25 protein-coding genes are annotated in these 24,849 nt (G+C 35.1%); 11 read left to right on the top strand and 14 right to left on the bottom strand.

Annotation, left to right across the window (positions count from 1 at the left end):
* Positions 1-119: 119 nt before the first annotated feature.
* The 5 genes from dnaX to MP478_RS07360 all read right to left on the bottom strand — a co-directional run bounded on the left by dnaX (position 120) and on the right by MP478_RS07360 (position 4,810).
* Entirely contained in the window at positions 120-1,205 is a 1,086-nt protein-coding gene (dnaX, locus tag MP478_RS07380) for a DNA polymerase III subunit gamma/tau (protein ID WP_230035564.1), read from the bottom strand.
* A gap of 98 nt (positions 1,206-1,303) precedes the next feature.
* On the bottom strand, positions 1,304-1,936 hold the full coding sequence (locus MP478_RS07375) for a TetR/AcrR family transcriptional regulator (protein ID WP_257188874.1): 633 nt from the start codon (positions 1,934-1,936) through the stop codon (positions 1,304-1,306).
* A gap of 6 nt (positions 1,937-1,942) precedes the next feature.
* Positions 1,943-3,199 carry an aminotransferase class I/II-fold pyridoxal phosphate-dependent enzyme gene (locus tag MP478_RS07370; protein WP_257200054.1) on the bottom strand — a complete coding sequence of 419 codons (1,257 nt, stop codon included), beginning with the start codon at positions 3,197-3,199 and terminating at the stop codon, positions 1,943-1,945.
* 426 nt (positions 3,200-3,625) lie between these two features.
* The gene (locus MP478_RS07365; protein ID WP_230035559.1) at positions 3,626-3,985 is read right to left on the bottom strand and encodes an AraC family transcriptional regulator; all 360 of its coding nucleotides are present in this window, start codon (positions 3,983-3,985) and stop codon (positions 3,626-3,628) included.
* Positions 3,986-4,072: 87 nt separating this feature from the next.
* A complete protein-coding gene (locus MP478_RS07360; RefSeq protein ID WP_257200053.1) occupies positions 4,073-4,810 on the bottom strand; it encodes a response regulator transcription factor in 738 nt (245 codons plus the stop codon).
* 88 nt (positions 4,811-4,898) lie between these two features.
* Between MP478_RS07360 and MP478_RS07355 the strand changes: the two genes are divergently transcribed.
* Entirely contained in the window at positions 4,899-5,546 is a 648-nt protein-coding gene (locus MP478_RS07355) for a DUF1349 domain-containing protein (protein ID WP_257200052.1), read from the top strand.
* 182 nt (positions 5,547-5,728) lie between these two features.
* On the opposite strand, the gene MP478_RS07350 is transcribed toward MP478_RS07355, so the two are convergent.
* The 8 genes from MP478_RS07350 to pdhA all read right to left on the bottom strand — a co-directional run bounded on the left by MP478_RS07350 (position 5,729) and on the right by pdhA (position 12,806).
* Positions 5,729-6,340: an inorganic pyrophosphatase gene (locus MP478_RS07350; RefSeq protein WP_230035553.1), complete on the bottom strand. Its 612-nt coding sequence runs from the start codon at positions 6,338-6,340 to the stop codon at positions 5,729-5,731.
* 17 nt (positions 6,341-6,357) lie between these two features.
* A complete protein-coding gene (locus tag MP478_RS07345; protein WP_257188877.1) occupies positions 6,358-6,870 on the bottom strand; it encodes a hypothetical protein in 513 nt (170 codons plus the stop codon).
* Positions 6,871-7,094: 224 nt separating this feature from the next.
* Positions 7,095-8,006, bottom strand: a complete 912-nt coding sequence (locus MP478_RS07340; RefSeq protein ID WP_257200051.1) for a hypothetical protein — start codon at positions 8,004-8,006, stop codon at positions 7,095-7,097.
* Entirely contained in the window at positions 8,003-8,680 is a 678-nt protein-coding gene (radC, locus tag MP478_RS07335) for a DNA repair protein RadC (protein WP_230035547.1), read from the bottom strand. The genes MP478_RS07340 and radC overlap by 4 nt, the downstream gene beginning before the upstream one ends.
* 40 nt (positions 8,681-8,720) lie before the next feature.
* Positions 8,721-9,299, bottom strand: a complete 579-nt coding sequence (locus MP478_RS07330) for a murein L,D-transpeptidase catalytic domain family protein (RefSeq protein ID WP_257200050.1) — start codon at positions 9,297-9,299, stop codon at positions 8,721-8,723.
* A gap of 14 nt (positions 9,300-9,313) precedes the next feature.
* Positions 9,314-9,982 (bottom strand): ABC transporter ATP-binding protein, encoded by a 669-nt coding sequence (locus tag MP478_RS07325; RefSeq protein WP_047495625.1) that lies wholly within the window; start codon positions 9,980-9,982, stop codon positions 9,314-9,316.
* 113 nt (positions 9,983-10,095) lie between these two features.
* Complete coding sequence (locus MP478_RS07320) at positions 10,096-11,706, bottom strand: 2-oxo acid dehydrogenase subunit E2 (protein WP_257200049.1); 1,611 nt, start codon at positions 11,704-11,706, stop codon at positions 10,096-10,098.
* Positions 11,707-11,804: 98 nt separating this feature from the next.
* A complete protein-coding gene (pdhA, locus tag MP478_RS07315; RefSeq protein WP_230035542.1) occupies positions 11,805-12,806 on the bottom strand; it encodes a pyruvate dehydrogenase (acetyl-transferring) E1 component subunit alpha in 1,002 nt (333 codons plus the stop codon).
* A gap of 125 nt (positions 12,807-12,931) precedes the next feature.
* On the opposite strand from pdhA, the gene MP478_RS07310 reads away from it, so the two are divergent.
* The 3 genes from MP478_RS07310 to MP478_RS07300 are packed head-to-tail and all read left to right on the top strand — an operon-like array spanning position 12,932 to position 15,810.
* Complete coding sequence (locus MP478_RS07310) at positions 12,932-13,534, top strand: phosphatase PAP2 family protein (RefSeq protein WP_257188881.1); 603 nt, start codon at positions 12,932-12,934, stop codon at positions 13,532-13,534.
* Between the two features lie 8 nt (positions 13,535-13,542).
* Positions 13,543-14,034, top strand: a complete 492-nt coding sequence (locus MP478_RS07305; protein ID WP_230035538.1) for a BlaI/MecI/CopY family transcriptional regulator — start codon at positions 13,543-13,545, stop codon at positions 14,032-14,034.
* Between the two features lie 12 nt (positions 14,035-14,046).
* Positions 14,047-15,810, top strand: coding sequence for a DUF4153 domain-containing protein (locus MP478_RS07300; protein ID WP_257200048.1), 1,764 nt, complete (start codon positions 14,047-14,049; stop codon positions 15,808-15,810).
* Positions 15,811-15,849: 39 nt separating this feature from the next.
* Here the strand turns inward: MP478_RS07300 and MP478_RS07295 are convergent, their stop codons facing one another.
* Entirely contained in the window at positions 15,850-16,224 is a 375-nt protein-coding gene (locus MP478_RS07295; RefSeq protein WP_209799804.1) for an RNA-binding protein, read from the bottom strand.
* Between the two features lie 577 nt (positions 16,225-16,801).
* Between MP478_RS07295 and MP478_RS07290 the strand changes: the two genes are divergently transcribed.
* The 7 genes from MP478_RS07290 (at position 16,802) to MP478_RS07260 (ending at position 24,754) form a co-directional block, all read left to right on the top strand.
* The gene (locus tag MP478_RS07290; protein ID WP_230035534.1) at positions 16,802-17,197 is read left to right on the top strand and encodes an acyl-CoA thioesterase; all 396 of its coding nucleotides are present in this window, start codon (positions 16,802-16,804) and stop codon (positions 17,195-17,197) included.
* On the top strand, positions 17,194-17,754 hold the full coding sequence (locus tag MP478_RS07285; RefSeq protein WP_257188883.1) for an AraC family transcriptional regulator: 561 nt from the start codon (positions 17,194-17,196) through the stop codon (positions 17,752-17,754). The genes MP478_RS07290 and MP478_RS07285 overlap by 4 nt, the downstream gene beginning before the upstream one ends.
* A gap of 269 nt (positions 17,755-18,023) precedes the next feature.
* Positions 18,024-20,876 carry a heavy metal translocating P-type ATPase gene (locus tag MP478_RS07280; RefSeq protein WP_257200047.1) on the top strand — a complete coding sequence of 951 codons (2,853 nt, stop codon included), beginning with the start codon at positions 18,024-18,026 and terminating at the stop codon, positions 20,874-20,876.
* A 4-nt stretch (positions 20,877-20,880) separates the two neighbouring features.
* Entirely contained in the window at positions 20,881-21,606 is a 726-nt protein-coding gene (locus tag MP478_RS07275) for a DUF72 domain-containing protein (RefSeq protein ID WP_257200046.1), read from the top strand.
* Positions 21,607-21,916: 310 nt separating this feature from the next.
* Positions 21,917-22,777: a polysaccharide deacetylase family protein gene (locus MP478_RS07270; RefSeq protein ID WP_230035527.1), complete on the top strand. Its 861-nt coding sequence runs from the start codon at positions 21,917-21,919 to the stop codon at positions 22,775-22,777.
* Positions 22,778-22,853: 76 nt separating this feature from the next.
* Positions 22,854-23,513, top strand: a complete 660-nt coding sequence (locus tag MP478_RS07265; RefSeq protein WP_257200045.1) for a YggS family pyridoxal phosphate-dependent enzyme — start codon at positions 22,854-22,856, stop codon at positions 23,511-23,513.
* 56 nt (positions 23,514-23,569) lie between these two features.
* Positions 23,570-24,754 carry a sigma-54 dependent transcriptional regulator gene (locus MP478_RS07260; RefSeq protein WP_230035523.1) on the top strand — a complete coding sequence of 395 codons (1,185 nt, stop codon included), beginning with the start codon at positions 23,570-23,572 and terminating at the stop codon, positions 24,752-24,754.
* Positions 24,755-24,849: the final 95 nt, after the last annotated feature.

The raw sequence follows: 24,849 nt of genomic DNA, 5'->3' as shown, positions 1-24,849 counted from the left end.
AACAGTTTCCTGAACAGCATCAGGGTGTGGAACTGCGGGCTGTACGGGTAATTCTTTTTTCTCAGGAACCTTTACAGGTATTTTTACGTCCTGCTTCTCACTGAGAAATGGTGCCAGTATTAAGAACTTTTTTTTTTAGTATCACCTAAATTAGCTGTCAGAGAAGCCAGCTGCATTAATGCAATTTCAACCGTAAGTCTTGGGTTTTTAGAATTTTTATAATTGATATCTGCGTGGTTACAAATCTCAACAGCGTCAATCAATTGCTGGGCGTTCCATTTCTGGCTCTGTTCTACAAACTTGATCTTGGTCTTCTCTCCTACTTCAATGAGTTCTAAAGTGGCCGTATTCTGGGCCATCATAAGATCTCTGAAATGGTTTCCTAAGCCTGCAATAAAAATATGAGGATCAAAACCCTTCTTTACTATCTCATTAAAGGCGAATAGCGCTTCCGGGATTTTATTCTCTTTGGCCAGATCCGCGATATTCAGATACTGGTCATAATCTAAGATATTGAGAACTTCAGCAGCCTTGGCCAATGTAATATTCTTCTGAGAGAATGTGGAGAGCCTGTCAAAAATAGATAATGCATCTCTTAAAGCACCATCGGCCTTCTGGGCAATCATATAAAGAGCATCTTCCTCATACTGGATATTTTCTTTCTGAGCAATATTTCTTAGATGATTCTGGATATCTTCAATAACAATTCTCTTGAAGTCATAAATCTGACACCGCGATAAAATGGTAGGAATTATCTTGTGCTTTTCGGTAGTTGCCAAAATAAAAATAGCATGCGCCGGCGGTTCTTCAAGTGTTTTAAGGAAAGCATTAAAAGCAGCAGAAGACAGCATGTGTACCTCGTCAATGATATACACTTTATATTTTCCTACCTGAGGGGCAAAACGTACCTGATCAATAAGTTCTCTGATATCATCTACAGAGTTGTTGGATGCAGCATCCAGCTCATAGATATTGTAGGCAAAGCCATCTTCTGAGACTGAGCCGTCTTTTTCATTGATCTTTCTCGCCAGAATTCTGGCACAAGTAGTTTTACCCACACCACGAGGTCCACAAAAAAGTAGAGCCTGGGCCAACTGGCTCTCTTCAATTGCATGTTCTAAAGTATCCGTAATATGAGATTGCCCAACAACTGTATCAAACTCTTGGGGGCGATATTTTCTTGCAGATACTATAAAATTTTCCATTGGTCAAAAATAAGGAATATAGTTTTAATTTGAAAATTAAAAGTTTTCAAATTATATACAAAATTTTATTTCTGATCAAATTGGAAAACTTTTAGTCATCATTTTTTGATTTGGTAAAAATGATCGATAATCTCAACGATCACTTTTTCAACTTCTCCTCTTCCTTCTTCAGTCCTCATATCAATACCACAGAATTCGGTTCCGTTATAGGCAGGAAATAGGTTTAGGTAATAAACTCCTGCTACCACTAAAGCCAGCATTGCTCTTATGCTTGTTGCATTTTCTCCGAAATATGGGTCTGTTACATTTTCAAATAAATTAGCCCCTACTTCTTCTCTTTGCTTTAAGATATTTTTAAGGATAGGTTTACTTTCAGAAAGCTCCCAAAGAATAATCTTTTGAAGTTCCTTATTTTTCTTAAGGCTTTCAAACTGCGTAAGAATTCCCTGAGTTAAAGCTTCTTTACCTTTTCCAATCTGTACTTCTTCTTCTATATTCGGGCTAAACTTAGTCCAGTAATCCTGAGATTTTATATACTCGTCAATAAGCTTATCGGTACTTCCAAAGTACTCATAGATAAGTTTTTTATCAAATCCGGCTACTGCTGCAATTTTACTTACTTTCAGACCTGAATAGCCTTTTACTCTCAAAATTTTCCCAACTGCTGCAAGCAGTTTTTGTTTTGTTTTTTCTTTGTCCCTAATGGGGCCTTGCACTACTTTTCTAGGCATAATTTATTATTTTTTTGCAATATGCAATTTTTTATTAATATCATCAAAGACATTCAACGTTTTGTCAAGATGCTCTTTTTCGTGTCGCGCTGTTACAGTCATTCTGATACGGGCATCTTTTCTGGCTACAGCAGGGTACATAATAGGATTTGTATACACTCCTTCTTCAAGCAATATTCTGCCAATATCCCACATTTTACTCTGATCCCCTATTTTTACCGGAATAATGGCTGAGCAGGTGATTCCTGTATCCAATCCCAGATCATTAAGTCCATTTTTAAAATAATTAATGTTATCCCACAGTTTATCCTTCCAGAATGGTTCTTCATCAACTAAATCAATTGCTTTCAAAATTCCGAAGGAAGAAGGGGGTGCTGTTACGGAGAAAATGTGCTGACGAGACTGGAACTTAAGGAATGATGTTATTTTTTTATTTGCAATAACATATCCTCCCAGGTTACCAAAAGTTTTACTCGATGTTCCTGTTATAAAATCTACCTTATCCAATAAGTTATCATCTTCAAGGGCTCCTCTCCCGGTTTTTCCCATAACTCCAACACCATGTGCATCATCTACCATGAGATAGGCATTATATTTTTTTACAAGATCATATATTTCTTTAGCACGTGAGGTATCTCCTTCCTGAGAGTATACTCCATCCACTATAACAAGTTTTGTACGGTACGTATTTTCAGACATCTTCAAAATATGTTCCAAAGCTTCCAAATTATTGTGGGGAAATGTTTTTTTATTTGTAAAAACACATCCTTCATGCACACTAGCATGTACTCCCATATCTAGAATAGCAATATCTTCTTTCTGCATTAAAATCTGCAAAGTAGCGCTGTTAGCGGAATACCCTGTAGTAAACAATATCACTTCTTCTTCACTTCTTCCAAAAAAACTGGCAATTTTTTTTTCTATAGCATTATGATAATCGAAATGCCCACCGATAAGGGGGGATGCCCCTGTTCCTGTTCCATATTTATCAATTCCTTCAATAGCAGCCTGCTTTACTTTTGGATGCTGTGTAAATCCTAAATAATCACTGGAAACGAAACTTACATATTCCTTATTGTGGTCTGCAATATCAATATTTAATGTTGCATTGGTTCCTGAAGTATTTTTCAGTCTGTAGTTCATATGCCCTCTAGATGTCATATGATCCAGGAATTCGTAAAAATATTCCGCTCTTTGAGCAATATCATAATCCGGAATATTTTCAAAATCTTTAAAAGTTGCCGTTGTAAAATCAATACTCATCCTTAATGTTGTTTGTGTGTGTGTTTGTGACTTAAAGAAGCAAATATATAATTATATAAGATTCCACAGCTTCTGTATGGTATTAAAATATTATTAATACAGAGCGGTTTATTCTTATTTTCATAGAGGCAAAATTGCTTCTGTTCCTATAACATTTAGCATATTTTGTTCTAAATTAATTCAATAAATTTTTCTAATCTAAATTTAACAAAAAAAAGAAAACAATAAAGCAATATCAATAAATAAATAGCAAAAAAGATAGTTGTTATTTGCAACTATCTCATTTATACAACATTATTTTTTTATGTGATCTCCTGAGTATTTATTAAAAGGCTATTTGTTATATAATTCCAATATATTTAACTCACTTTATAGAGAAGTTAAAATACAAAAACACTTATAAAAAGGACCTTGTATCCAAACAAACTATTCTTTTTTATTAAATTCTCTAAAATTACCGGGAGTTTCACCTGTCATCTTTTTAAAGAATTTAGAAAAATTGGAGGGGTCATAAGTAAAGATGCGGGCAATCTCTGCGACAGACTTCTTTGAAGTAGTCAACATAAGCTTAGCCTCATCAATAATTTTTTCATCATAAAAATAGCATGGATGTTTCCCTGTTTCTTTTTTAAGGGTATCTGTAAGATGCGTATGTGAAATAGCAAGTTTCCCTGCAATTTTATTCAGCTCCATAAATTCAGGAACATTGCCGGAAATTACATCCCTGACATGTTTATCTAAAAAGTCAAAATACTGACTCGTAATCTCTTCGCTTCTTTTCATCATTTGTTATTTTAAATTAATTCAGATTATAAATTTAAAAATAAGAATTAAAACAATATGGTGAACTTTTCGGATTTTAAAAACATATATTTAATAAAAGCTGTCTTTAAAAGCCTGGGTAGAATTATTCACTTTTAGCTTTTCAAGGATATTCTGACGGTGTCTGCTGACGGTATTTACACTAATGAAAAGCAAATCCGCAATTTGTTTACTGCCATATCCTTCTCCCACATATCTTAAAACCTCAAGTTCCCTGTGAGTCAATATATTTTTATAATCCAGCTTATCTTTTACAAGAATTTCCCCTTTTACAGTATTAGCAATCAAAAATTCAGGAATTAAAGACTGTTTCAAAGCAATATTATAAAGGCAAAGTGCAAATCTCAGTTTCCCGTTTTCCGGTGAAAATATATAAAACATACGGTGTTTTACGGCTTTGTATTCTTCATTTTTATCTTTCATTCTGATGTTTGACAAAACAGCATAGTCCGAACGAAATTCGGGTTCTATTGAATCCAGAAAATTAAAAAACCGAAGCTCATGGATATATTTTTTAAGCCTGTCATCAGGATGTATCTTCTTCAGCATCTCTTCTTCCCAAATGGAATCGATTTCCACAGAGTCCGTAGTAAAATTTATTCCCAGTTCTAAAGCGGCTTTTGATTTATAAATATAACTTTTATCAGCCTGCATATCGCTTAGCACTCCTATTGCGCCTTCCATCTGCGAATACATTTGTGTTCTTTGCTTATAGATCTCAATGTCCAGCAAACATTTCTTTGAGGTCTTATCCAGCAGCTTATCACTTAATTGTTCCCGGATCTTCATATGGTTATTTTTCAGTATTGATATGAAACTTCTTTACTTATACTTTTGCTAAAATAATAATTTACCCTTAGAACTTATCAAAAAGAAAATGAAGAGATTGATATTAGGTTTATGTGCGTTATTTCTGATCCAAAAGATTTCGGCTCAGACCTTAGAGAAAATGACCTGGTTTAATGAACCCGAAAAATGGGAGATCAAAAACAACAGCATATCCATGTTTGTTACGCCGCAAAGTGATTATTGGAGGGTTTCACATTATGGATTTACAGTAGATGATGCTCCATTTTACTATAGCCTTTATGGAGGTGAATTTGAAGCCAAAGTAAAAATAACAGGTAATTATAAAGCAAGATTTGATCAAATGGGTCTTATGCTGCGGACCGATAAAGATCATTACATCAAAGCCGGAGTAGAGTTTGTGGACGGAAAATACAATCTAAGTACTGTTGTCACCCATGATAAAAGTGACTGGAGTGTTATTACCTTAGACAACATTCCTTCAGCAATTTGGATAAAAGCTGTAAGAAGACTGGATGCCGTTGAAATATTTTATTCTTTTGATGACAAAAACTATAGTATGATGCGGAACGCGCCACTTCAGGATAACACGCCTGTAATGGTAGGTTTAATGGCCGCCTGCCCCGATGGGGAGGGATTTACGGCTACATTTGAAGATTTCAGGGTCAAGCATCTGCCGGATCAACGGAGGCTGAAATGGCTTGAAAACAATAAATAAACGGTTGAATTACACTTCAATATACAGTCAATTTTTGCCTCCCATTTTTGGGGGGCTTTTTTAAGTTTATATTTATCTCTGATGATTGTATCCAATGATAAAAAATTTAAACATTTTCTATACAATAAAAGGGATAAACAGAAAACTGTTTATCCCTTTAGACATATTTATCAAGAGAATTTTTATCCTCCGAATTTTTCTGCATAATCAGCCTGAGAAGCTTTGATTACTTTTCTTGCATGTTCAACACCATATACTTCCTGGATTCTGCATTTTGCAGGCTCATCCGGTAAGTTCTTATATGTTAAAAAGTAGTGCATCAATCTTTTAACTTCAGCTTCCGGTAATTCAGAAATGTCTCTGAAGTGTCCGAATGCATGGTCATTAATCATTACAGCGACAATTTTATCATCTGCTTCTCCTCCATCGATCATTTTGAAACCACCGATTGGAATAGCTTCCATCAATAAACCTCCTGCATGGATATTATGAGAACTTAATACACAAATATCAAGTGGATCATGATCTCCCATTGTTACATCATCAGCTCCCGCTTCAATAGCAAGTTTCATTACCTCATTGTGGCAGTATGTTCTTGGTACAAAACCATACAATGCCGGAATAATATTAGAAAACTTCTGTGGTCTGTCTACTTTCAGGTATCCTGTTTCTTTATCTACTTCATATTTAATTGTATCTGAAGGAACAATTTCCACAAATACATTAACAACATTAGGTGCATCCTCTCCTGCAGAAATTCCGTGCCATGGATGTGCTTTAAAATTTGGAATCATTATTTATCTCTTATTTTTTAAGTTATTATTAAAATTTCTTTTCTCAAGTCTTCTATTGTAGCTGCAATATAGTCATTGTCCTCCATATAGTTCATGATAAAAATAGTCTTGAACTCATCAAGATCAGCATTTCCGTTCAATCCTTCATATGTTTTATGAAGCAGCTCTATTACGGCATTTTTAGAATCTACAATATTCTTCCACGAATTTTTCGAAAGATACAGCTGCTGTGAAGAATTGTATTCAAACTCTTCATTGATCGTTTTCTCTGTAAGGAAAAGGAATTCGTGAACAGCAAGCTCTTTATCAAATTTCTGAATAAGGTTGGAAGGTTTCAGTCTTTCAAGAAATAAGGTCATCCTTTCATAAGAATGTGTTTTATTTTCTGTATTCGATTTCACCGAAAGCAACTTGATCTCCTGATTTTTAAGGGTAATATACGAATGTACAAACTGTCTGAGCAATACCAGGAAAGGAATCGCAATAATCAATGCAAATGCATACGGTAGATATTCTGAAAAATTAGCCATAATTTTAGGTGGCAAAATTACTAATATTTTCTGAAATTATAGCTCAAATAAAGCAGGCCTTTGTGTAACTTCATGATAACACACACTGTTTTCATCAAAAAAATGATAAACAAGGCTTTTTCTGGTTCTGTTTTTATCCAAATGAGGTTAGCCGTATAGCTTTTTTTTCTTATTTGAAAGCAGTTTTAACTTTTAGGGAAAAATGTACTGTTTTTTCTATCCTATTAAAAGAGCTTACCGTTTAATAGAAAATACACAAATTTCTTCAAAATGTCTTTTTTTGAATTTTCAATGATTGCGTAAGGTTTTAATTCCGGTCGGAACCCTCTGAAAAACTCTTCAATATTAGGTAATTCCCCGCCTTCAAAATCAAATATATGAGTTTCAATAGTTTCCCTGATTATGGTATCAATCAGCACTGAAGCCCCGGATATTTTTACATAATCTTTATCATTAAAAGTGCCTAAAAGTGCCACCATACTGCAATCAGAATACGTTGCGATTATATTGATTATTTTATGATGATAAAAAAAAGCTGAAAACTTCAGATAATTCAAATGATAGAAAGCTTCAAAAATCCTCATGAAATCCGGAAGATCATTTTCTTTACACAGCCCAATCATATTATTCTCTATAAAAAGCTTAGCCTCATCATAGCTAATTGTTTTTATTTCTGAATTCTTTAGAATTTCATCGTCCAATCTAAGTTTTCTTTTTCTTTTTGGGGAGTACCGTGCGTATACTTTTTCGTAAGAATCCGGATAAAGTAAAAAATTCTTTCTCAATCTAAGTTTTCTTTGAATTTGATTGAAATCGTTCAATGGATATGCTCCTATTAAATAATTTTTCTCCAGATAATTCAAAAAAGCTTCGTTAAGCTGCTCATCATCTTTGGCAGAAAAAACACCTAGCTGCTGACAAAGCTTAGGGTTAAGAACAATTTTAATTCCATATTTTTTCACAAAAGGAACAGGCATTACTGCCTCATAGTCATTATAGACTAAGATTTCCCATTGTTTTTCCGACGTGGTATCTAAAAAATCTTTTGTCGCAGAGTATTTCTTCTGTTCAGAATTTTCTAAACATCGGGAATATTTTACAAAATCAATTTCATTGTATCTTAATCTTCTAATCATAATAATCCTGTGTCCGAAAAACTAAAATATGAATCCTGAGTAATGATAACATGATCTAAAAGCTGGATACTTAAAGTCTTTCCAGCCTCTTTTATTTTTTGTGTGATATTCATATCTTCCCTACTTGGTTTTAGACTTCCTGAGGGATGGTTGTGTGCTATAATAATACCTGTAGAAAAATGATCCAGCGCTTTTTTAAAAAGAATTCTTACATCTACAATAGACTGGCTGATTCCTCCCTGTGTCATCTGGGATATATGAAGTACTTTATTACTGTTGTTCAGAAAAATAGCCCAAAATTCTTCAGTTCTCAGATCGGATAACTGATTTTTAAGCAATAAATAAGCATCATTGCTATTTCCGATAGTTGATCTTTCCGGAATTTCCTGCCCGGCTCTCCTTCTTCCTATTTCTAATGCTGTTGCTATAGAAATGGCTTTAGCTTCTCCTATTCCTTTAAATTTCATTAAATCCTTAATGGAAAGCAGACTTAGCTGATGCCAGTTATTATCTACCGAAGCTAAAATTTTTCTTCCCAATTCTACAGCACTTTCTTCTTTATTTCCACTTCCCATTATGATTGCCAGTAACTCTGAATCAGAAAGTGAGTTTTTACCTTTATGTAAAAACTTTTCTCTCGGTCTGTCATCTTCAGCAAGAAATTTTATAGGCATGGGAGGTAATTTTTATAGGTTATGATTTATAAATGATACACTAGTAAAATGCATATAAAATAATGGGCTGTTCTGATTGGTCAATATATTTTGCACTTTCATTAAAAGCATTTACAGAAAGCATGGGACATCCCAGGCTTAAACATGCCGGATTCTGAGATTCTCTATCCGGGACACATCCGTAAGAATGGAGTACAATTGCCCTTTGCATGGCATTATTATTGGTTGTGTCCAAACCTTTTAAACGGTATGCTTTTCCAAATTTCCCGACATAGCTCTCCCGAATTTCATATTTTCCTAATGAAGACTGGTAAGATCCTTCGGTATTACTGAACTGTAAAGCGCTCGAATGGGAAATAGCAGAACCTGAACCATGCGATACAATAGCTTTTTGTACTACCTTATCTTTTTTTAAATCATAAACAAAGTAACGATATTTTCCGGAATGTATTTTAAAATTGATAAAAACAGCCAGTTCCTGATTATAATTTTTTCCTTTGAGATAGCTTTTAATCTCAGAAATTTTAGACTGAGGAACTCCGGATATATTCAACTGCTGCGATTCAGCTTTTGAACAGGAGATCAATAGTATAAAAAGAAATATAAAGTGTTTCATCATTTGGCTGGCATCTGCTATTCTATAATCATTCCGTCTTTCATAACAAGTTTACGGTCTGTTATTTCAGCAAGATTCGGGTTATGGGTTACAATAACAAATGTCTGGTTATATTTATCTCTCAAATCAAAAAACAGCCTGTGAAGGTCATCTGCATTTTTTGAATCCAGGTTACCTGTTGGCTCATCTGCAAAAATAATTTTGGGTGAATTGATCAATGCTCTGGCCACAGCTACCCTTTGAGCTTCACCACCGGAAAGCTGATTGGGCTTGTGGTGCAGCCTCTGTTCTATCTTTAGGTCTTCAAATAAAGCATGCGCCTTATCAAGAGCTTCTTTTTCGTTAGCTCCGGCAATTTTGGTAGGAAGCAAAACATTTTCCAAAGCCGTAAACTCAGGAAGGAGCTGATGAAACTGAAATACAAAGCCAATATTCTGGTTTCTGAATTTAGAAAGCTGCTTATCATTCATATTGATAAATGATTCTCCTGCTATGGCAATTTCAGTATCATATTTAGATGAAGCAGTAGGATGATCCAACGTTCCTAAAATCTGCAACAATGTAGATTTACCGGCACCCGATTCCCCAACAATAGAGACTACTTCTCCCATTTTGATGTGAATATCAACTCCTTTCAACACTTCTAAATTCCCATAAGACTTATGGATATTTCTTGCTTTAATCATGATTCAAAAATAGTAACATATTGTTGATTTTACAACAAATTGTTACAACATTATTGGTAGTAAAACAAAAAAACCTCCCAAAGCGGGAGGTTTTTGTATATACAGTTTAGAAATTACAGTAACAATGTTAATGGATTTTCTAAATATGTTCTTAATGTCTGTAAGAATTGAGCACCTGTAGCCCCATCCACTACTCTGTGGTCACATGCCAATGATAGCTTCATTGTGTTTCCTACTACAATCTGACCGTCCTTAACAATTGGTTTTTCAATAATTGCACCTACGGATAGAATAGCAGAGTTGGGTTGGTTGATAATACTTGTAAATGTTTCGATTCCGAACATTCCCAGGTTGGAAATAGAGAATGTAGACCCTTCCATTTCGTTCGCTTTAAGACCTTTCGTCTTAGCTCTTGAAGCCATATCTTTTACAGATGCAGAAATCTGAGTATAGCTCATCTGATCTGTATTTTTCAACACAGGAACCACTAATCCGTCAGGAATCGCTACGGCTACTCCCACATTGATATTCCCCCTATGGATGATCTTATCCCCTGCCCAGCTAGAATTTACCTGAGGGTGTTTTCTTAAAGCAATCGCTGTTGCTTTAATGATCATATCATTGAATGAAATTTTAGTATCCGGTAAAGAATTGATCTCCTGTCTAGCTACAATAGCTTTATCCATATTGATCTCAACCATCAGATAATAATGAGGTGCAGAGAATTTACTTTCAGAAAGACGTTTCGCAATGATATTTCTTACCTGTGAGTTTGGAGTCTCCGTATCTTCTCCCTGAACGAAGTTTACTGCCACTTGAGCAGCAGCACTTGCAGCCGGAGCTGAAGCAGCTGGCTTCGCCTGAGATGGCTGATAGCTTTCAATATCTTTTTTAACGATTCTTCCATTTTCTCCAGAACCCTGAACGCTGTTGATATCAACACCTTTGTCCTGAGCCATTTTTTTAGCTAATGGAGAAATTGCAACTCTGTCGGAAGATGAAGAATCTGCAGCCGGAGCAGCTTTTTCTTCTGTTTTAGTTTCCGCTTTTTGTTCAGCAGGCTTTTCTGATGACTGAGCAGCAGCTTTTGGAGCTCCTACAGCTGAAACATCTGTTCCTGCAGGGCCAATCATTGCTAATACGGAATCTACCGGAGCGGCACCACCTTCTTCTACACCCTGCTTCAATAATACCCCATTGAATTCAGATTCGAAATCCTGAACCGCTTTATCTGTTTCAATTTCAGCAAGAAGATCTCCTTCTTTTACTGTATCTCCTACATTTTTGTGCCACTTAGCTACTTTACCTTCTGTCATAGTATCAGAAAGTCTTGGCATTGTAATAATCTCTACTCCTGCCGGAACTTCTGCCGCAGCAGGTTCAGCAGCAACCGGAGTTTCTGACTTAGGCTGTTCTTCTGATTTTTTTTCTTCAGATCCTGCACCGGAAGCAGCTGCACCACCTTTCAATCCTGAAATATCTTCTCCTTCATTACCGATGATCGCCAAAACAGAGTCTACAGCAGCAGCATCTCCTTCTTGTACACCCACGTATAAAAGAGTTCCTTCTATTTCAGATTCGAAATCCTGAACTGCTTTATCAGTTTCAATTTCAGCTAAAATATCGCCTTCTTTTACTTTGTCGCCTACTTTTTTATGCCATTTTGCCACTTTACCTTCCGTCATAGTATCAGAAAGGCGGGGCATCGTAATTACTTCTGCCATAATTTTTTTATAATTTGAAAATTTAGCAATCTGAAAATTTGATTGGAGCCCATGAGGATCTCTACTGTTTCCAAATCTTCAGATTAACCTATTATCTTTTAGTTTTCTAATTTATCTAAGAACGGGTAATTCTCCTGAGCATATACATACTCATAGATTTTGTCTGCATCAGGATATGGAGAGTTTTCCATGAACTCAATACATTCGTCCACAAAATCTCTTGATTTGTTATCCATCACTTCCAATTCTTCTTCCGTAGCCCATCCGTTTGATAAAATTCTGTGTTTTACCAATTCGATAGGGTCATCATTTTTGTGTACAGCCACTTCTTCTTTTGATCTGTAAGGCTCCGCATCAGACATAGAGTGTCCTCTGTAACGGTAAGTTCTTGCTTCAATGAATGTTGGTCCGTCTCCTCTTCTTGCTCTTTCAATTGCTTCATAAGCAGCTTCAGCTACTTTTTCAGGATCCATTGCATCTACAGCAAGACAAGGCATTTCATATCCTAATCCCAGCTTATAGATATCTTCGTGGTTGGCAGTTCTTTTTACAGAAGTTCCCATTGCATACTGGTTGTTTTCCACAACAAATACTACAGGAAGTTTCCAGTTCATTGCCATGTTAAATGTTTCATGTAATGAGCCTTGTCTTGCTGCTCCGTCTCCAAAGAAACAGATATTTACAGCTTTTCTGTCAAAATATTTATCTGCAAAAGCAATACCAGCTCCTAAAGGAATCTGTCCTCCTACAATACCATGACCTCCATAGAAACGGTGCTCTTTACTGAAAATGTGCATAGAACCACCCATACCTCCGGAAGTACCGGTTGCTTTACCGCAAAGTTCCGCCATGATTCTCTTAGGATCTACTCCCATCGCCATTGGATGGATATGGCATCTGTAAGCAGTAATCATACTGTCCTTCGTTAAGTCCATTGCATGCGTGAATCCGGCAGGGATTGCTTCCTGACCGTTGTACAAATGTAAAAAGCCTCTGATCTTTTGTTTTAGATAAAGAGAACGGCATTTGTCTTCAAACCTTCTCCACATTGTCATATCTTCATACCACTTCAGGTATACCTCTTTAGAAAATTCTTTCATGTGTTAGCTCTTGCTTTTTTATGATGAAATAGTTGAGCAAAATTATGAAAAAAACTTTGTTTTTATTGTATACATATCAATTGTTTTTTTGGTTATAGTGTTATATTTGACTTTTAAACTTAAACATGGAAGAAAAGAACTCTTCATTCACGCACAAAATTTCAAAGATCATCTCTGATTTTTTCAATCCTTTGGTCTCACTTTTTATCTTTTTCATTTATATGAGTGTACAGTCATATACACTAAAAGATTCCTTATTATACTTCGTGCCTATCTTATTGATGATTATGTTACCTGTCATTATCTGGCTGGTATGGAATGTAAAAACGGGAAGGTACACCAATATGGATGTTTCGAACCGGGTACAGAGAAAAACATTATATGTATTTATTGCTGTCTGCGTACTTGTCTATCTTCTTTTTAATTATCTCAGAAACGGATATATAGACCTTACCATGCTGTTTATCCTTATTCTTCTTATCGCTTTGCAGATCAGTAATCTTTATATTAAAAGTTCCATGCATACAGCCTTCAATGTATTTGTAGCAGCTTTATTTTTCTCATTAAACTGGAAGCTGGGGATTCTGTGGCTGGGGATTGCTGCTTTGGTGGGAATTACAAGAATCATTCTAAAAAGGCACACCATTAAAGAAGTATTTATGGGCGCAGGAATAGCATTTTTAATATCTTTTATCTATCTTTATTGCAATATACAATTTCAACATTAGAAGAATATATGAAAATAAATCATCTTACTGCCGCGGAGGAAAACTTTATGAAGCTGTTTTGGAAGTTGAATTCCTTTTATCTTAAGGATGTTATGGAACAGCATCCGGAACCCAAACCACACCAGAACACCGTCTCTACTTATTTAAAAATATTAGTTGAAAAAGGCTATTTGTCTACTGTAAAGGAAGGCAGGATTTTTAAATATTCAGTACTTGTTCCTTTTGAAGAATATAAAAAATTTCTGTTGAAAGAACTTTCCCATCACTTTTTTAATGATTCCGGAAAAGAGATTCTGGAATTTTTAATGAATGAAAAGCTAATCTCCCAGAATGATCTGAAAGGGTATTTCGATCTTAAAATTGAAATAAAACCTACCAAAGTAGAAGAGCCGAAATTTGAGGTCGCTGATGAAATTTTAAGTCCTAAAAAAGAGAAAAAAACAAAAGTAAAAGAAAAGGATAAAGAAAAAGACAAAAAGAAAAAGAAGAAAAAAATATAAATACTATGGCCTATGAAAACAAAATTTCTTGAGATAACAGGAAAAGCCAAAAAAGTTATATTGCGTTATCCGATGGTTCTCTTCATGGCTCTGTTAACTTCTGTTGGTGCTATTTATTTATATGAGGCCACAAGGTCAAGAAATGATTCTTTCACATGCTATATGTTCACTATTTGTTCCGGTCTGGGAATATCATTGATGTTTGCATTGAAAATACTTTCCCAACGGATAGGAAAACGTTATCTATTAGAATTAGCAGGAGTTATTGGTCTGATAGGATTATTTTTTATACTACCTGGTAACAAGAAAGATTTTACTGAAGTCTATGGATACATCATTGCTGTAGCATTCATTCTTTCTCACCTGCTGGTTTCTTTTATAGCCTTTTTAAATAAGGATAGGGAGCTTAATTTCTGGCAGTATAACAAAAACCTATTTGTTAATATCGTACTTACGGCTATATTCACAGGAGTCCTTACTGCCGGAGTAGAACTGGCTATTTTAGCCATTGACAAACTGTTTGACTTTCAGTTTAATGATAGAGTTTACTTTGATGTATTCTTTTTTCTGGCTATTGCCGGAAGCTGTCTCATTTTTCTGATTTTTAATGAAACAGGGTTACCCGACCTTGAAAAAGACAGCAAATATCCTGTTGTTTTAAAATTCTTCACTCAGTTTATTCTGATTCCGCTTCTTTGTATCTATGCCGTTATTCTTTACTTTTATTCACTTAAAATACTGATCAACTGGGAGCTTCCAAGAGGATGGGTTTCTTATCTGATTCTAGCTTACAGTATTGTAGGAATTCTTGTTTTACTGCTTGTACATCCATTAAAAGAAGATCATACAAGATCTTGGGTCAAAGTATTTTCAAGATTATTTTATTATACTGTTATTCCTCTGGTAATCCTACTTTTTGTTGCCATTTTCACCAGACTTTTAGAATATGGATATACAGAGCCAAGATATTTTGTTTTACTCCTTGCTGTATGGCTGACAAGTTTAATTGTTTATTTCATTTTTATCAAAAAACCGAGCATAAAATTTATTCCCGTAAGCTTATTTATATTTGGAGCCTTTTCACTGGTATTTCCTTATCTAAATGCTTTTAGCGTCGCCAAAAGAAGCCAGAAAAGTGAACTCATGAAGCTTTTAAAGGAAAATAACTTACTTACAAATAATAAAATAGATTTCAATAAAAAGATATCAGATGCTGTGATTAATAAAATGGCATCACAGTTTGAATTTTTGATTGTAAGAAAACAGGAAAGTTTTTTACTTAATCTTGTTGATTCTACAATGCGGGGCAAATTGTCAAAAGATTTCGAAGAACCCTATTACTGGGCAATCAATAACAGCCTGAGAAATTCTTTTATTTATGCTGATAAACATTCCGGAACACTTGCCTATGAACAACTGACACTTGAGTCAGAGACAGATGTAGTAAATATTGGAAACTATCAGTATTTAATTAAATTTCAAAGCTATAGCCAGGAATCAAAAAAAATTAACGGAGATCTGTTTCTTATCGACAACAAGACTGAAAAGATCAAAGTAATTCTGAATTCAAAAGAAGAAGTAGATTTTACTCCGGCTATTGATAAGCTATTTAAAAATAATATACGCACTGGCGGAACGGTAAAATTAAAAGAAGTTTCCGTAGAAAGTGATCTGGGTAAATATCACATTAAGATTATTTTCCCTTCTGTCACCAAACAAAAAGATTCCGGAAATATTTACTATAATGATGCTTTATTCCTGATCAAAGAAAAATAAAGACATAAAAAAAGCGGCTTTTAAGCCGCTTCATATTTTTTACCAACGTTTTCCACCGCCGTTTCCTCCGCGATCACCTCCGCCACGGTTATTTCCGTAGCTTCCGCTTCCACCACCTCTGTTGTTTCCATAACCACCACCTCTGTTGTTATCGAAACTTCTTCTTGGTTTCTCTTCTCTAGGTTTAGCTTCAGATACGTTAAGCTCTTTTCCGTTGAATTCTTTCTGATTAAGAGCTTCGATAGCCTGCTGTCCTTCTTCATCACCCATCTCTACAAAACCGAAACCTCTTGAACGACCAGTTTCTCTGTCTGTAACGATTTTAGCTGATGATACATCACCAAATTCTGCGAATAGATCATGCAACTCATACTCTTTAGTTGCGTAATTGATGTTTGAAACAAAAATGTTCATTTTAAATAAAATTAAAAAATTAATAAAAATTTGGTATATAAAAGAAAAGCAACATAAATTAATGAACAAATATTGATTCCAAATATAAACGAATGCAAGATACAATAAAAAATCTAAAATCAAAATATTTTTTACCTGTCTCCAACTTTTATTGGCCTTTTATAATTTATTTTAATTAATCAGCAATAAATAATTATCGTTTTACAATATTTATTTATAAAAATACAGATATAAGTTAAAATTAGTTAACATAATAATTGATGATAAAACATTGCTTTTTTCATGGAATTAACTTTCATTTTTACTTAAATAAAACTATCTTCTGTGGACAATGAGAGCAAAAATAATCAATCTGAACATAATAATAGTAAAAACTAAGAAGTCATAAACCCTATTTTCCAAGAAACAAAGTCTTTTATATGTTAAAAATTATGAAAAATAAAGACAATTAAGGATCTTCTCAGCCTCAAAGAGAAAACGATTGAGAAAATGAATGATATTCTTTCCATCAATAAATGCCATTCTTTTGAAAAGCCCGGTTTTAAACATTAAATTTGCAAAACAAATTATTAGAATTATGAACTACCATACCAGAAAATGGGTAAAACCTGAAGATTTGAATCCCAATCATTCTCTTTTCGGAGGAAGACTTTTACAGTGGATTGATGAAGAAGCTGCTTTATATGCAATTATTCAGTTGGAAAACACAAAAGTAGTCACAAAATTCATCTCCGAAATTAATTTTGTAAGCTCTGCAAAACAGGGAGATATCATAGAAATAGGCATAGAAGCTATCCACTTCGGTTCTTCTTCTGTCACTCTTAAATGTGATGTCCGAAACAAGATGACCCATCAAACGATTATTACGGTTGATAAAATTGTAATGGTGAATCTTGATCAGGATGGAAACCCTGCTCCTCACGGTAAAACTCAGATTGAATTTGTAAAAGACAGATTAAACAGCAGTTTATGACAATTTTCATAAAAAACATGGTCTGCAACAGATGTATTTCTGCGGTTGAAGATATCTTCAGCAAGGCTGATGTGAAAATAAGCTCCGTTATATTGGGCGAAGTGGAAACTGAAACTGAAATACCAGCTGACAAAATGAAGACCATTGAAAAAGAGCTGCTTGAAACCGGTTTTGAGAGAATTATGGATTCAGCTCATCAACTGATTGAAAAAATCAAAAATCTTATCATTGTAAAGGTCAGTGAACTTGACATTGCTGATAATTTTTTGCTTTCCGAATTTTTAAGTTCAAAGCTCCATAAAGATTACAGTGCTCTTTCCAAAACGTTTTCACAAAACGAAAACATTACCCTGGAGCAATTCTTTATTCTCCAAAAAATTGAAAAAGTAAAAGAACTCCTTTTATATAATGAATTCAATCTTACCGAGATTGCGGGAAAGCTGGGCTATAAAAGTGTCCAGCACCTTTCTACCCAATTTCGGAACAGTACTGGTTTTACCCCCACTGAATTCAAGAAACTGAAAGATCATCACAGAAAACCTCTGGATAATCTTTAAGTTTGAGTAAGAGTGCCGGAAGGTTTAGTATCATAAGAATATAAGCAGTATTCGAATAATTACATTTCATGCCTTAATATGGATAAAGTTTTTCCTATTTGTCTTCCTTATAAGAAAATATATATCCTCCCACCCTCTTACTCTAATACTCTCTCACCTTAATATTCTCCACTCTAAAACCTTTTAACCAAATTTTATAACTATTATCCTTAAATTTATAACAGCATTATTCTTCCTTTTTGGAAATTTGTAATATAAATTTAAGAATCATGGAACAACAGTATAAAATACTCGGAATGACCTGTTCAGGCTGCCAGAAAAAGATTTCCAATCAACTGAACAGCATAGAGGGTGTGAAAGCCGATGTAAACCTGGAGAACAATACAGCAACAATCTCCTCTAATCACAGCGTTGAACTGTCTGTTTTGAATAATGCTTTAGCCGAAATAGGAAAATATAAACTTGAAGATCCAAATAATCCGGACAAGGCTTTTGTAAAGCCCCAGGATCGCATATCTCCATCTTCAGTATATTATTGCCCGATGGAATGTGAAGGCGATAAAGTATATTTCAAACAGGGGGAAGGGTGTCCTGTATGCAAGATGTATTTAGTTCCTATTGAAGAAAAACTGGCAAAAGATCCCAATCACAAGCCAACCTATTCATCCACTCACCTTCCGGACAATTTCAAAGCCAGCATTGGAAAACATTATTGTCCGATGTTCTGCGAAGGCGACAAAGTATATGATGAAAAAGGCGATTGCCCGGTATGTCATATGCATTTAGAAGAAATCACTGCGGATCTTGTAAAAAATGCAGATACCCACAGCCATCATCACTCCCACGCTCATGATCACAGCGATCACCATGCAGCTCCTGCAGTGACGGATGAAATGGCAGGAAAATACTATTGCCCCATGTATTGTGAAGGTGATAAAACTTATGATTCTAACGTAGGTTGCCCTGTATGTGGAATGGATCTGGTAAAATATCCTGAAAAGAAAACAGCTAAATATACCTGTCCTATGCATCCTGAAATCATTCGTGATGAACCCGGAGACTGCCCTATTTGCGGAATGGACCTGGTAAGAATGCCAGACAGCGGAGATGATGAGGAAGATGAAACCTATACTCTGTTAAAAAGGAAATTTATTACTTCATTGGCTTTTACGATCCCTGTTTTCATCCTTTCAATGGGTGGAATGTTTATTAATTTTCCTTTTTCCCATCAGGTTCAGGGATTTATTGAACTGGCTTTGACACTTCCCGTTATGTTTTATTCCGGGTGGTTCTTGCTGAAAAGAGGCTGGGTTTCTTTCAAAACATGGAACCTCAATATGTTCAGTCTTATTGCACTGGGAGTGGCAGCAGCATTTATATTCAGTATTACAGCATTAGCTTTCCCGGATATCATCCCCCATGAAATCCGTGGACATAATCATGAAATCCCATTATATTTCGAAGCTGTCTGTGTCATTTTAACATTGGTTATTTTAGGACAGTTGATGGAAGCAGCAGCTCATAAGAAAACAGGAAATGCCATTAAAGAATTAATGAACCTGTCACCGGATGAAGCTAACCTTATCATCAATGGTGAAGAGAAAAAAGTCTTGCTTTCTCAGGTAAAAATCGGAGACTTGCTAAAAGTAAAACCCGGCGAAAAAATTCCGGTTGACGGAAAAATTACAGAAGGGAGCTCTATTGTAGATGAAAGCATGATTACGGGAGAGCCTGTTCCTGTGGAAAAAAGTGTTGATGATAAAGTTTCTTCGGGAACCATCAATGGAAATCAGGTATTCATTATGAAAGCTGAAAAAGTGGGTGACGAAACCCTTCTTTCACAAATCATTAAAATGGTAAATGAAGCCAGCAGAAGCAAAGCACCTATCCAGAAGCTTACTGATAAAGTTTCAAAAGTATTTGTTCCTGTAGTAATTCTTATTGCTGTACTTACCTTTTTTCTATGGCAGTTTTTTGGACCGGAAGGAAAAAGAAGTCTATTTGCTTTCGTAAATGCTGTGGCCGTTCTAATTGTAGCTTGTCCGTGTGCTCTTGGACTGGCAACCCCTATGTCTCTGATGGTAGGAATAGGGAAAGGAGCTAAGAGTGGCATCCTGATCAAAAATGCAGAAGCACTGGAACAAATGAATAAGGTAAATGTTCTGATCACTGATAAAACAGGAACTTTAACGGAAGGAAAACCTTCTTTGGAACATATTGAGACCGTAAACAGCGAAGACAAAAATCAAATCTTACAGTTGGCATTTTCGCTCAACCAAAATTCTGAACACCCTTTATCCAATGCGGTTATAAAAAGAGCAAAAGAAGAAAATATTGCTGCTGAAAAAGTAGATCAGTTTGAAAATATTTCGGGAAAAGGAGTGAAAGGGAATATCAATGGGAAGACAGCTTACCTTGGAAACGAGAACCTTCTCGCTTCACACCAGATTATGATTCCTGATAGTTTAAAACAAAAAGCAATAGAAGTACAGTCAAAAGCACATACCATTTCTTATATTGCACAGGATCAAAAAGTATTGGGCTTTATAAGCTTTACAGATAAAATAAAACTAAGCTCCAAAAAAGCAGTTGAAAGACTGATGAGTGAAGGAATTGATGTTATGATGATGACCGGAGATAATGAGCACACAGCCAAGGCAGTGGCTGATGAGCTGGGAATCAAACATTTTAAGGCCAACTGTCTTCCTGAGGATAAGCTGAATGAAGTAAAAAAACTGCAGCAAGAAGGAAGAATCGTTGCCATGACCGGTGACGGAATTAATGACTCTCCTGCCCTTGCCCAATCCAATGTAGGAATTGCTATGGGAACAGGAACGGACGTCGCTATAGAAAGTGCAGAAATTACACTGCTCAAAGGAGACATCCTGGGCGTAGCAAAAGCTAAGCTGCTAAGCGAAAAGCTTCTTAAAAACATTAAAGAAAATTTATTCTTTGCATTTATCTATAATGTATTGGGAGTTCCGGTAGCGGCAGGATTATTGTATCCATTCTTTGGAATTCTGTTATCACCTATGATTGCAGCTGCGGCCATGAGCATCAGTTCCTTATCTGTGATTCTGAATTCATTGAGGCTAAACTCCGTAAATCTGGATATAAAATAATATCATGAAAAAAGAAAATCTTTACATTGGATGCTCAGGATTTTATAATAACGACTGGAAAGGGTCGCTGTATCCTGAAAATGCACCAAGTAAAGATTTTCTTTCTTTATATGCCAGGGCTTTTAATGCTGTAGAGATCAACTCCACATTTTATAGGATTCCAACGGCCAAAACTCTTTTAAAATGGTATGAGGACACCCCTGATCTGTTTAGGTTCTTTATTAAAATCCCAAAAGCCATTACTCATCAAAAACGGCTTACAGAATCAAAAGAGGATATTGTAAACTTCTGTACTCATATTCAAAACAGCCTGAAGGATAAGCTCTCCGGTTTTTTATACCAGTTTCCTCCTTCTTTTAAAAATACCCCGGAAAATCTCGACCTGATCGTTAATAATCTTGATTTTAATTTTTTAAATGTCATTGAGTTTCGTCACGAATCATGGTGGCAGAAAGAAATATTTGATTTCTTACAAAATATCAATATTGTATTTTCAGGAGTAAGCTTCCCCGGAAATCTTCCTGAAGAGGTCATGATTAATCATCCTGAAATAATCTACTACAGATTACACGGAAAACCTGTTCTTTATAAGTCTGAGTACAGCAATGATTTTCTTGATCATCTTGCCGCCAGACTTAAGACAGCAAAACAAACAGCCTTTATACTCTTCAACAATACCTGGGGAACTTCCGCTATTAAAAATGCAATGTATTTAAAAGAGATTTTATAACGATACTTTTAATTTTTCAACAGTATAAAGGATATCAATTTGTTAAAGTTAAATAATTCCCAACAATAGGAAAAAATTTTTAACTTCAATAAAAATAGAGAAACTCTATCGTTTTCGCATTTATAAATGTTAAAAAACAAATAAAACAAAATCATAAACTTGTAATCAATGAATTAATGGAAATATGCTTTAAAATAAAGTTCTTAAAATAACCTTAAAAAGAAAAAACACCTTGAATAATGGCATATAATTTGTTAACTTTTCAGTGTTATTTTTAACGATTTTTAACAATTTAATTTCCATTACCTTTATGAGAAAAATTTTTGCGGGAAAGTCAAAAAACACGACTTTTCTCGGGATGCTTGCATTGATGAGTGCAACTTCGTTTTTATTGAACAGCTGTAACTTCAAGAATGATGTGAATGAAAAGCTCAATTCACAAGAACATCCTACCGCGGAAATAGTCCCCACAATAGACGATGAAGATGTAGATTCTGATAAAAGAATTATCTACCTTACCTTTGATGACGGCCCGAATCAGGGCACAGAAAACCTGTTAAAAATCCTGAATAAAAGAAATGTATGTGCTACAGCTTTTCTTGTAGGAAAACATGCCTATGGAAGTAAAAAGCAAAAGGACGATTTTGAACTTTTAAAGCAAAATCCTCTGGTAGAGCTTGCCAATCACAGCTTCAGCCATGCCCACAACAAATACACAGATTTTTACAAGAATACACAGGCAGTGGTACATGATTTCGATATCGCCAAGGACAGCCTTAAACTTCAGGATAAAATTGCCAGAACTCCCGGGAGGAATATCTGGAGACTCAACAATATTAACGTAACTGATATTAAAAGCTCTACTCTAGCTGCAAATGGGCTTAAAAATGCCGGCTATAAAGTTATCGGATGGGACCTGGAATGGAGACCTTCTCAAAAAATGACTTTAAAAGGGAGCCATGAAGCCATGCTAAAAAAAGTAGACAGCATCTTTCTTAATGATCTTGAAAAAACTTCAAGACACCTTGTTTTTCTTACTCACGATCAATACCTTAGAGATACTGATTCTATCAACGAACTAGATCTGTTTATTGAAAAACTGCAGAAAAGCAACAAATTCGTTTTCAGAAAGATTTCACAATATCCGAAGATCAATGAAGTATTGAATTAATGTTTTTTACAGAAAGTATCATCTAAAATTAATCTATAGGCAGCAACTGTCAAGTAAATTTCGGAAATTTGCATTTATGAGTATTCAAGAAAATTATCAGATTATAAAAGACCGGCTTCCGGAAGGTGTACAGCTGGTTGCTGTTTCCAAAACACATCCTGTTTCAGCCATACAGGATGTTTATGATTTGGGGCAAAAAGTATTTGGCGAAAATAAAGTTCAGGAACTGATGGAAAAATCCCCTTTACTTCCTGATGATATTCAGTGGCATCTGATTGGGCATTTACAGACCAATAAAGTAAAATATATCGCTTCTTTTATAGACACTATACAAAGCGTGGATTCTGAAAAATTATTAGCCGAAATTGATAAAGAAGCCAGAAAAAATAACAGAATAATCAAAATTTTGCTGCAGGTAAAAATTGCCGCTGAAGACAGCAAGTTCGGACTTGAAATTCATGAGGCTGAAAACCTTTTTAAACAGTATATCGATGGTCAATATTCTCATATCGAAATTACCGGTTTAATGGGAATGGCTACTTTCACCGATGATGAACAACAGGTGAGAAAAGAATTTTTAACCCTAAAAGGCCTTTTTGATGAATTAAATAAACTAAAAACATTAAAAACCTTATCAATGGGTATGAGTGATGATTTCCCGGTAGCTATTGAATGTGGTGCCAATTCAGTGAGGGTTGGATCGGCTATTTTTGGGAGAAGAGATTATTCAAAATAGAATTTTTAGGTACAGTTTTTGCTAATAATTGAAACAAAAAATTTAAATTTGCAACTATGCAAAAAATCCTTATAGTAGAAGACGAAAAAGCAATCTCGGGAGTACTTCACAGTATTCTTTCTGATGAACTTACCGAATACGAATTTGTTATCGCTGAAGACGGCCTTGAAGGCTACAAGCAGGTAGAAAAAGAAGATTTCGCTTTAGTGATTTCTGATATTAAGATGCCTAAGCTTTCAGGAACCGAACTTTTGAAACAGAGTCTCGCCTTAAAGCCTGAAACTACTTTTATCATGATCTCAGGTCACGCAGATATTGATTCTGCTGTTTCCTGCCTTAGAGAGGGTGCATACGACTTCATTTCCAAACCTATTGACATCAACAGACTGATCACCAGTGTAAAAAATGCGTTGGTAAAGGAAACCCTGAAGAAAGAAAATAAAAATCTTCAGACGGAGAACAAGACATTAAAGAGAAAAGTAAATAAAAAGTATCAGATGATCGGAACCTCTCCTGCTTTGCAGAAGATTCAGGATATGATCGAAAAAGTAGCCGTTTCTGATGCCAGAGTACTTATTACCGGACCTAATGGTGCCGGAAAAGAACTGGTAGCCCATGCTATTCACAACCAAAGTGAGCGTGCAAGAGGTCCAATGATTGAGGTAAACTGTGCTGCTATTCCTTCTGAGCTTATTGAATCTGAGCTTTTCGGACATGTAAAAGGATCTTTTACCGGTGCTATTAAGGATAAGCAGGGAAAATTTGAACAGGCTAACGGAGGTACTATCTTTTTGGATGAGATTGGTGATATGAGCCTTATTGCTCAGGCGAAAGTACTGAGAGCTCTTCAGGAAAGCAAAGTTTCTCCTGTAGGAAGTGATAAAGAAATAAAAGTTGACGTAAGAGTAATTGCGGCAACCAATAAAAACATGCAGAAAGAAATTGAGGAAGGAAAGTTCAGAGAAGACCTTTACCACAGACTTTCTGTTATTGAAATTTACGTTCCACCATTGGACGAAAGAAAAGAAGACATCAAATTATTAGTTGATCATTTCTCCGGTATGATTGCCGATGAACACGGTACTGCTGTGAAAAAATTTGATGACAAAGCTGTTGAAGCGTTAAAAGCGCTTTCATGGACTGGAAATATCAGAGAGCTAAGGAATGTGGTGGAGAGGTTAATTATTCTTGGTGGAAACACTGTTTCTGAAAGTGACGTTGCAAGTTTTGTAAGGAAATAATAAATTATTATTTACAATATATAAAAATTTGCAGTATCAATACTGCAAATTTTTTTTTTGACTTATTTTGAATATAAACTATATGAATCTTAAAA

Source organism: Chryseobacterium sp. WG14 (genome assembly GCF_024586945.1).
In the GTDB taxonomy this organism is placed as follows: Bacteria; Bacteroidota; Bacteroidia; order Flavobacteriales; family Weeksellaceae; genus Chryseobacterium.
The sequence above is the reverse complement of the archived record's forward strand: the minus strand, read 5'-3'. Positions and strand labels throughout refer to the sequence as shown.

What these genes read in the sequence shown, in the direction of transcription:
- dnaX (WP_230035564.1), bottom strand. Translation starts at nt 1,205, where the DNA reads ATGGAAAATTTTATAGTATCTGCAAGAAAATATCGCCCCCAAGAGTTT.
- MP478_RS07375 (WP_257188874.1), bottom strand. Translation starts at nt 1,936, where the DNA reads ATGCCTAGAAAAGTAGTGCAAGGCCCCATTAGGGACAAAGAAAAAACA.
- MP478_RS07370 (WP_257200054.1), bottom strand. Translation starts at nt 3,199, where the DNA reads ATGAGTATTGATTTTACAACGGCAACTTTTAAAGATTTTGAAAATATT.
- MP478_RS07365 (WP_230035559.1), bottom strand. Translation starts at nt 3,985, where the DNA reads ATGATGAAAAGAAGCGAAGAGATTACGAGTCAGTATTTTGACTTTTTA.
- MP478_RS07360 (WP_257200053.1), bottom strand. Translation starts at nt 4,810, where the DNA reads ATGAAGATCCGGGAACAATTAAGTGATAAGCTGCTGGATAAGACCTCA.
- MP478_RS07355 (WP_257200052.1), top strand. Translation starts at nt 4,899, where the DNA reads ATGAAGAGATTGATATTAGGTTTATGTGCGTTATTTCTGATCCAAAAG.
- MP478_RS07350 (WP_230035553.1), bottom strand. Translation starts at nt 6,340, where the DNA reads ATGATTCCAAATTTTAAAGCACATCCATGGCACGGAATTTCTGCAGGA.
- MP478_RS07345 (WP_257188877.1), bottom strand. Translation starts at nt 6,870, where the DNA reads ATGGCTAATTTTTCAGAATATCTACCGTATGCATTTGCATTGATTATT.
- MP478_RS07340 (WP_257200051.1), bottom strand. Translation starts at nt 8,006, where the DNA reads ATGATTAGAAGATTAAGATACAATGAAATTGATTTTGTAAAATATTCC.
- radC (WP_230035547.1), bottom strand. Translation starts at nt 8,680, where the DNA reads ATGCCTATAAAATTTCTTGCTGAAGATGACAGACCGAGAGAAAAGTTT.
- MP478_RS07330 (WP_257200050.1), bottom strand. Translation starts at nt 9,299, where the DNA reads ATGATGAAACACTTTATATTTCTTTTTATACTATTGATCTCCTGTTCA.
- MP478_RS07325 (WP_047495625.1), bottom strand. Translation starts at nt 9,982, where the DNA reads ATGATTAAAGCAAGAAATATCCATAAGTCTTATGGGAATTTAGAAGTG.
- MP478_RS07320 (WP_257200049.1), bottom strand. Translation starts at nt 11,706, where the DNA reads ATGGCAGAAGTAATTACGATGCCCCGCCTTTCTGATACTATGACGGAA.
- pdhA (WP_230035542.1), bottom strand. Translation starts at nt 12,806, where the DNA reads ATGAAAGAATTTTCTAAAGAGGTATACCTGAAGTGGTATGAAGATATG.
- MP478_RS07310 (WP_257188881.1), top strand. Translation starts at nt 12,932, where the DNA reads ATGGAAGAAAAGAACTCTTCATTCACGCACAAAATTTCAAAGATCATC.
- MP478_RS07305 (WP_230035538.1), top strand. Translation starts at nt 13,543, where the DNA reads ATGAAAATAAATCATCTTACTGCCGCGGAGGAAAACTTTATGAAGCTG.
- MP478_RS07300 (WP_257200048.1), top strand. Translation starts at nt 14,047, where the DNA reads ATGAAAACAAAATTTCTTGAGATAACAGGAAAAGCCAAAAAAGTTATA.
- MP478_RS07295 (WP_209799804.1), bottom strand. Translation starts at nt 16,224, where the DNA reads ATGAACATTTTTGTTTCAAACATCAATTACGCAACTAAAGAGTATGAG.
- MP478_RS07290 (WP_230035534.1), top strand. Translation starts at nt 16,802, where the DNA reads ATGAACTACCATACCAGAAAATGGGTAAAACCTGAAGATTTGAATCCC.
- MP478_RS07285 (WP_257188883.1), top strand. Translation starts at nt 17,194, where the DNA reads ATGACAATTTTCATAAAAAACATGGTCTGCAACAGATGTATTTCTGCG.
- MP478_RS07280 (WP_257200047.1), top strand. Translation starts at nt 18,024, where the DNA reads ATGGAACAACAGTATAAAATACTCGGAATGACCTGTTCAGGCTGCCAG.
- MP478_RS07275 (WP_257200046.1), top strand. Translation starts at nt 20,881, where the DNA reads ATGAAAAAAGAAAATCTTTACATTGGATGCTCAGGATTTTATAATAAC.
- MP478_RS07270 (WP_230035527.1), top strand. Translation starts at nt 21,917, where the DNA reads ATGAGAAAAATTTTTGCGGGAAAGTCAAAAAACACGACTTTTCTCGGG.
- MP478_RS07265 (WP_257200045.1), top strand. Translation starts at nt 22,854, where the DNA reads ATGAGTATTCAAGAAAATTATCAGATTATAAAAGACCGGCTTCCGGAA.
- MP478_RS07260 (WP_230035523.1), top strand. Translation starts at nt 23,570, where the DNA reads ATGCAAAAAATCCTTATAGTAGAAGACGAAAAAGCAATCTCGGGAGTA.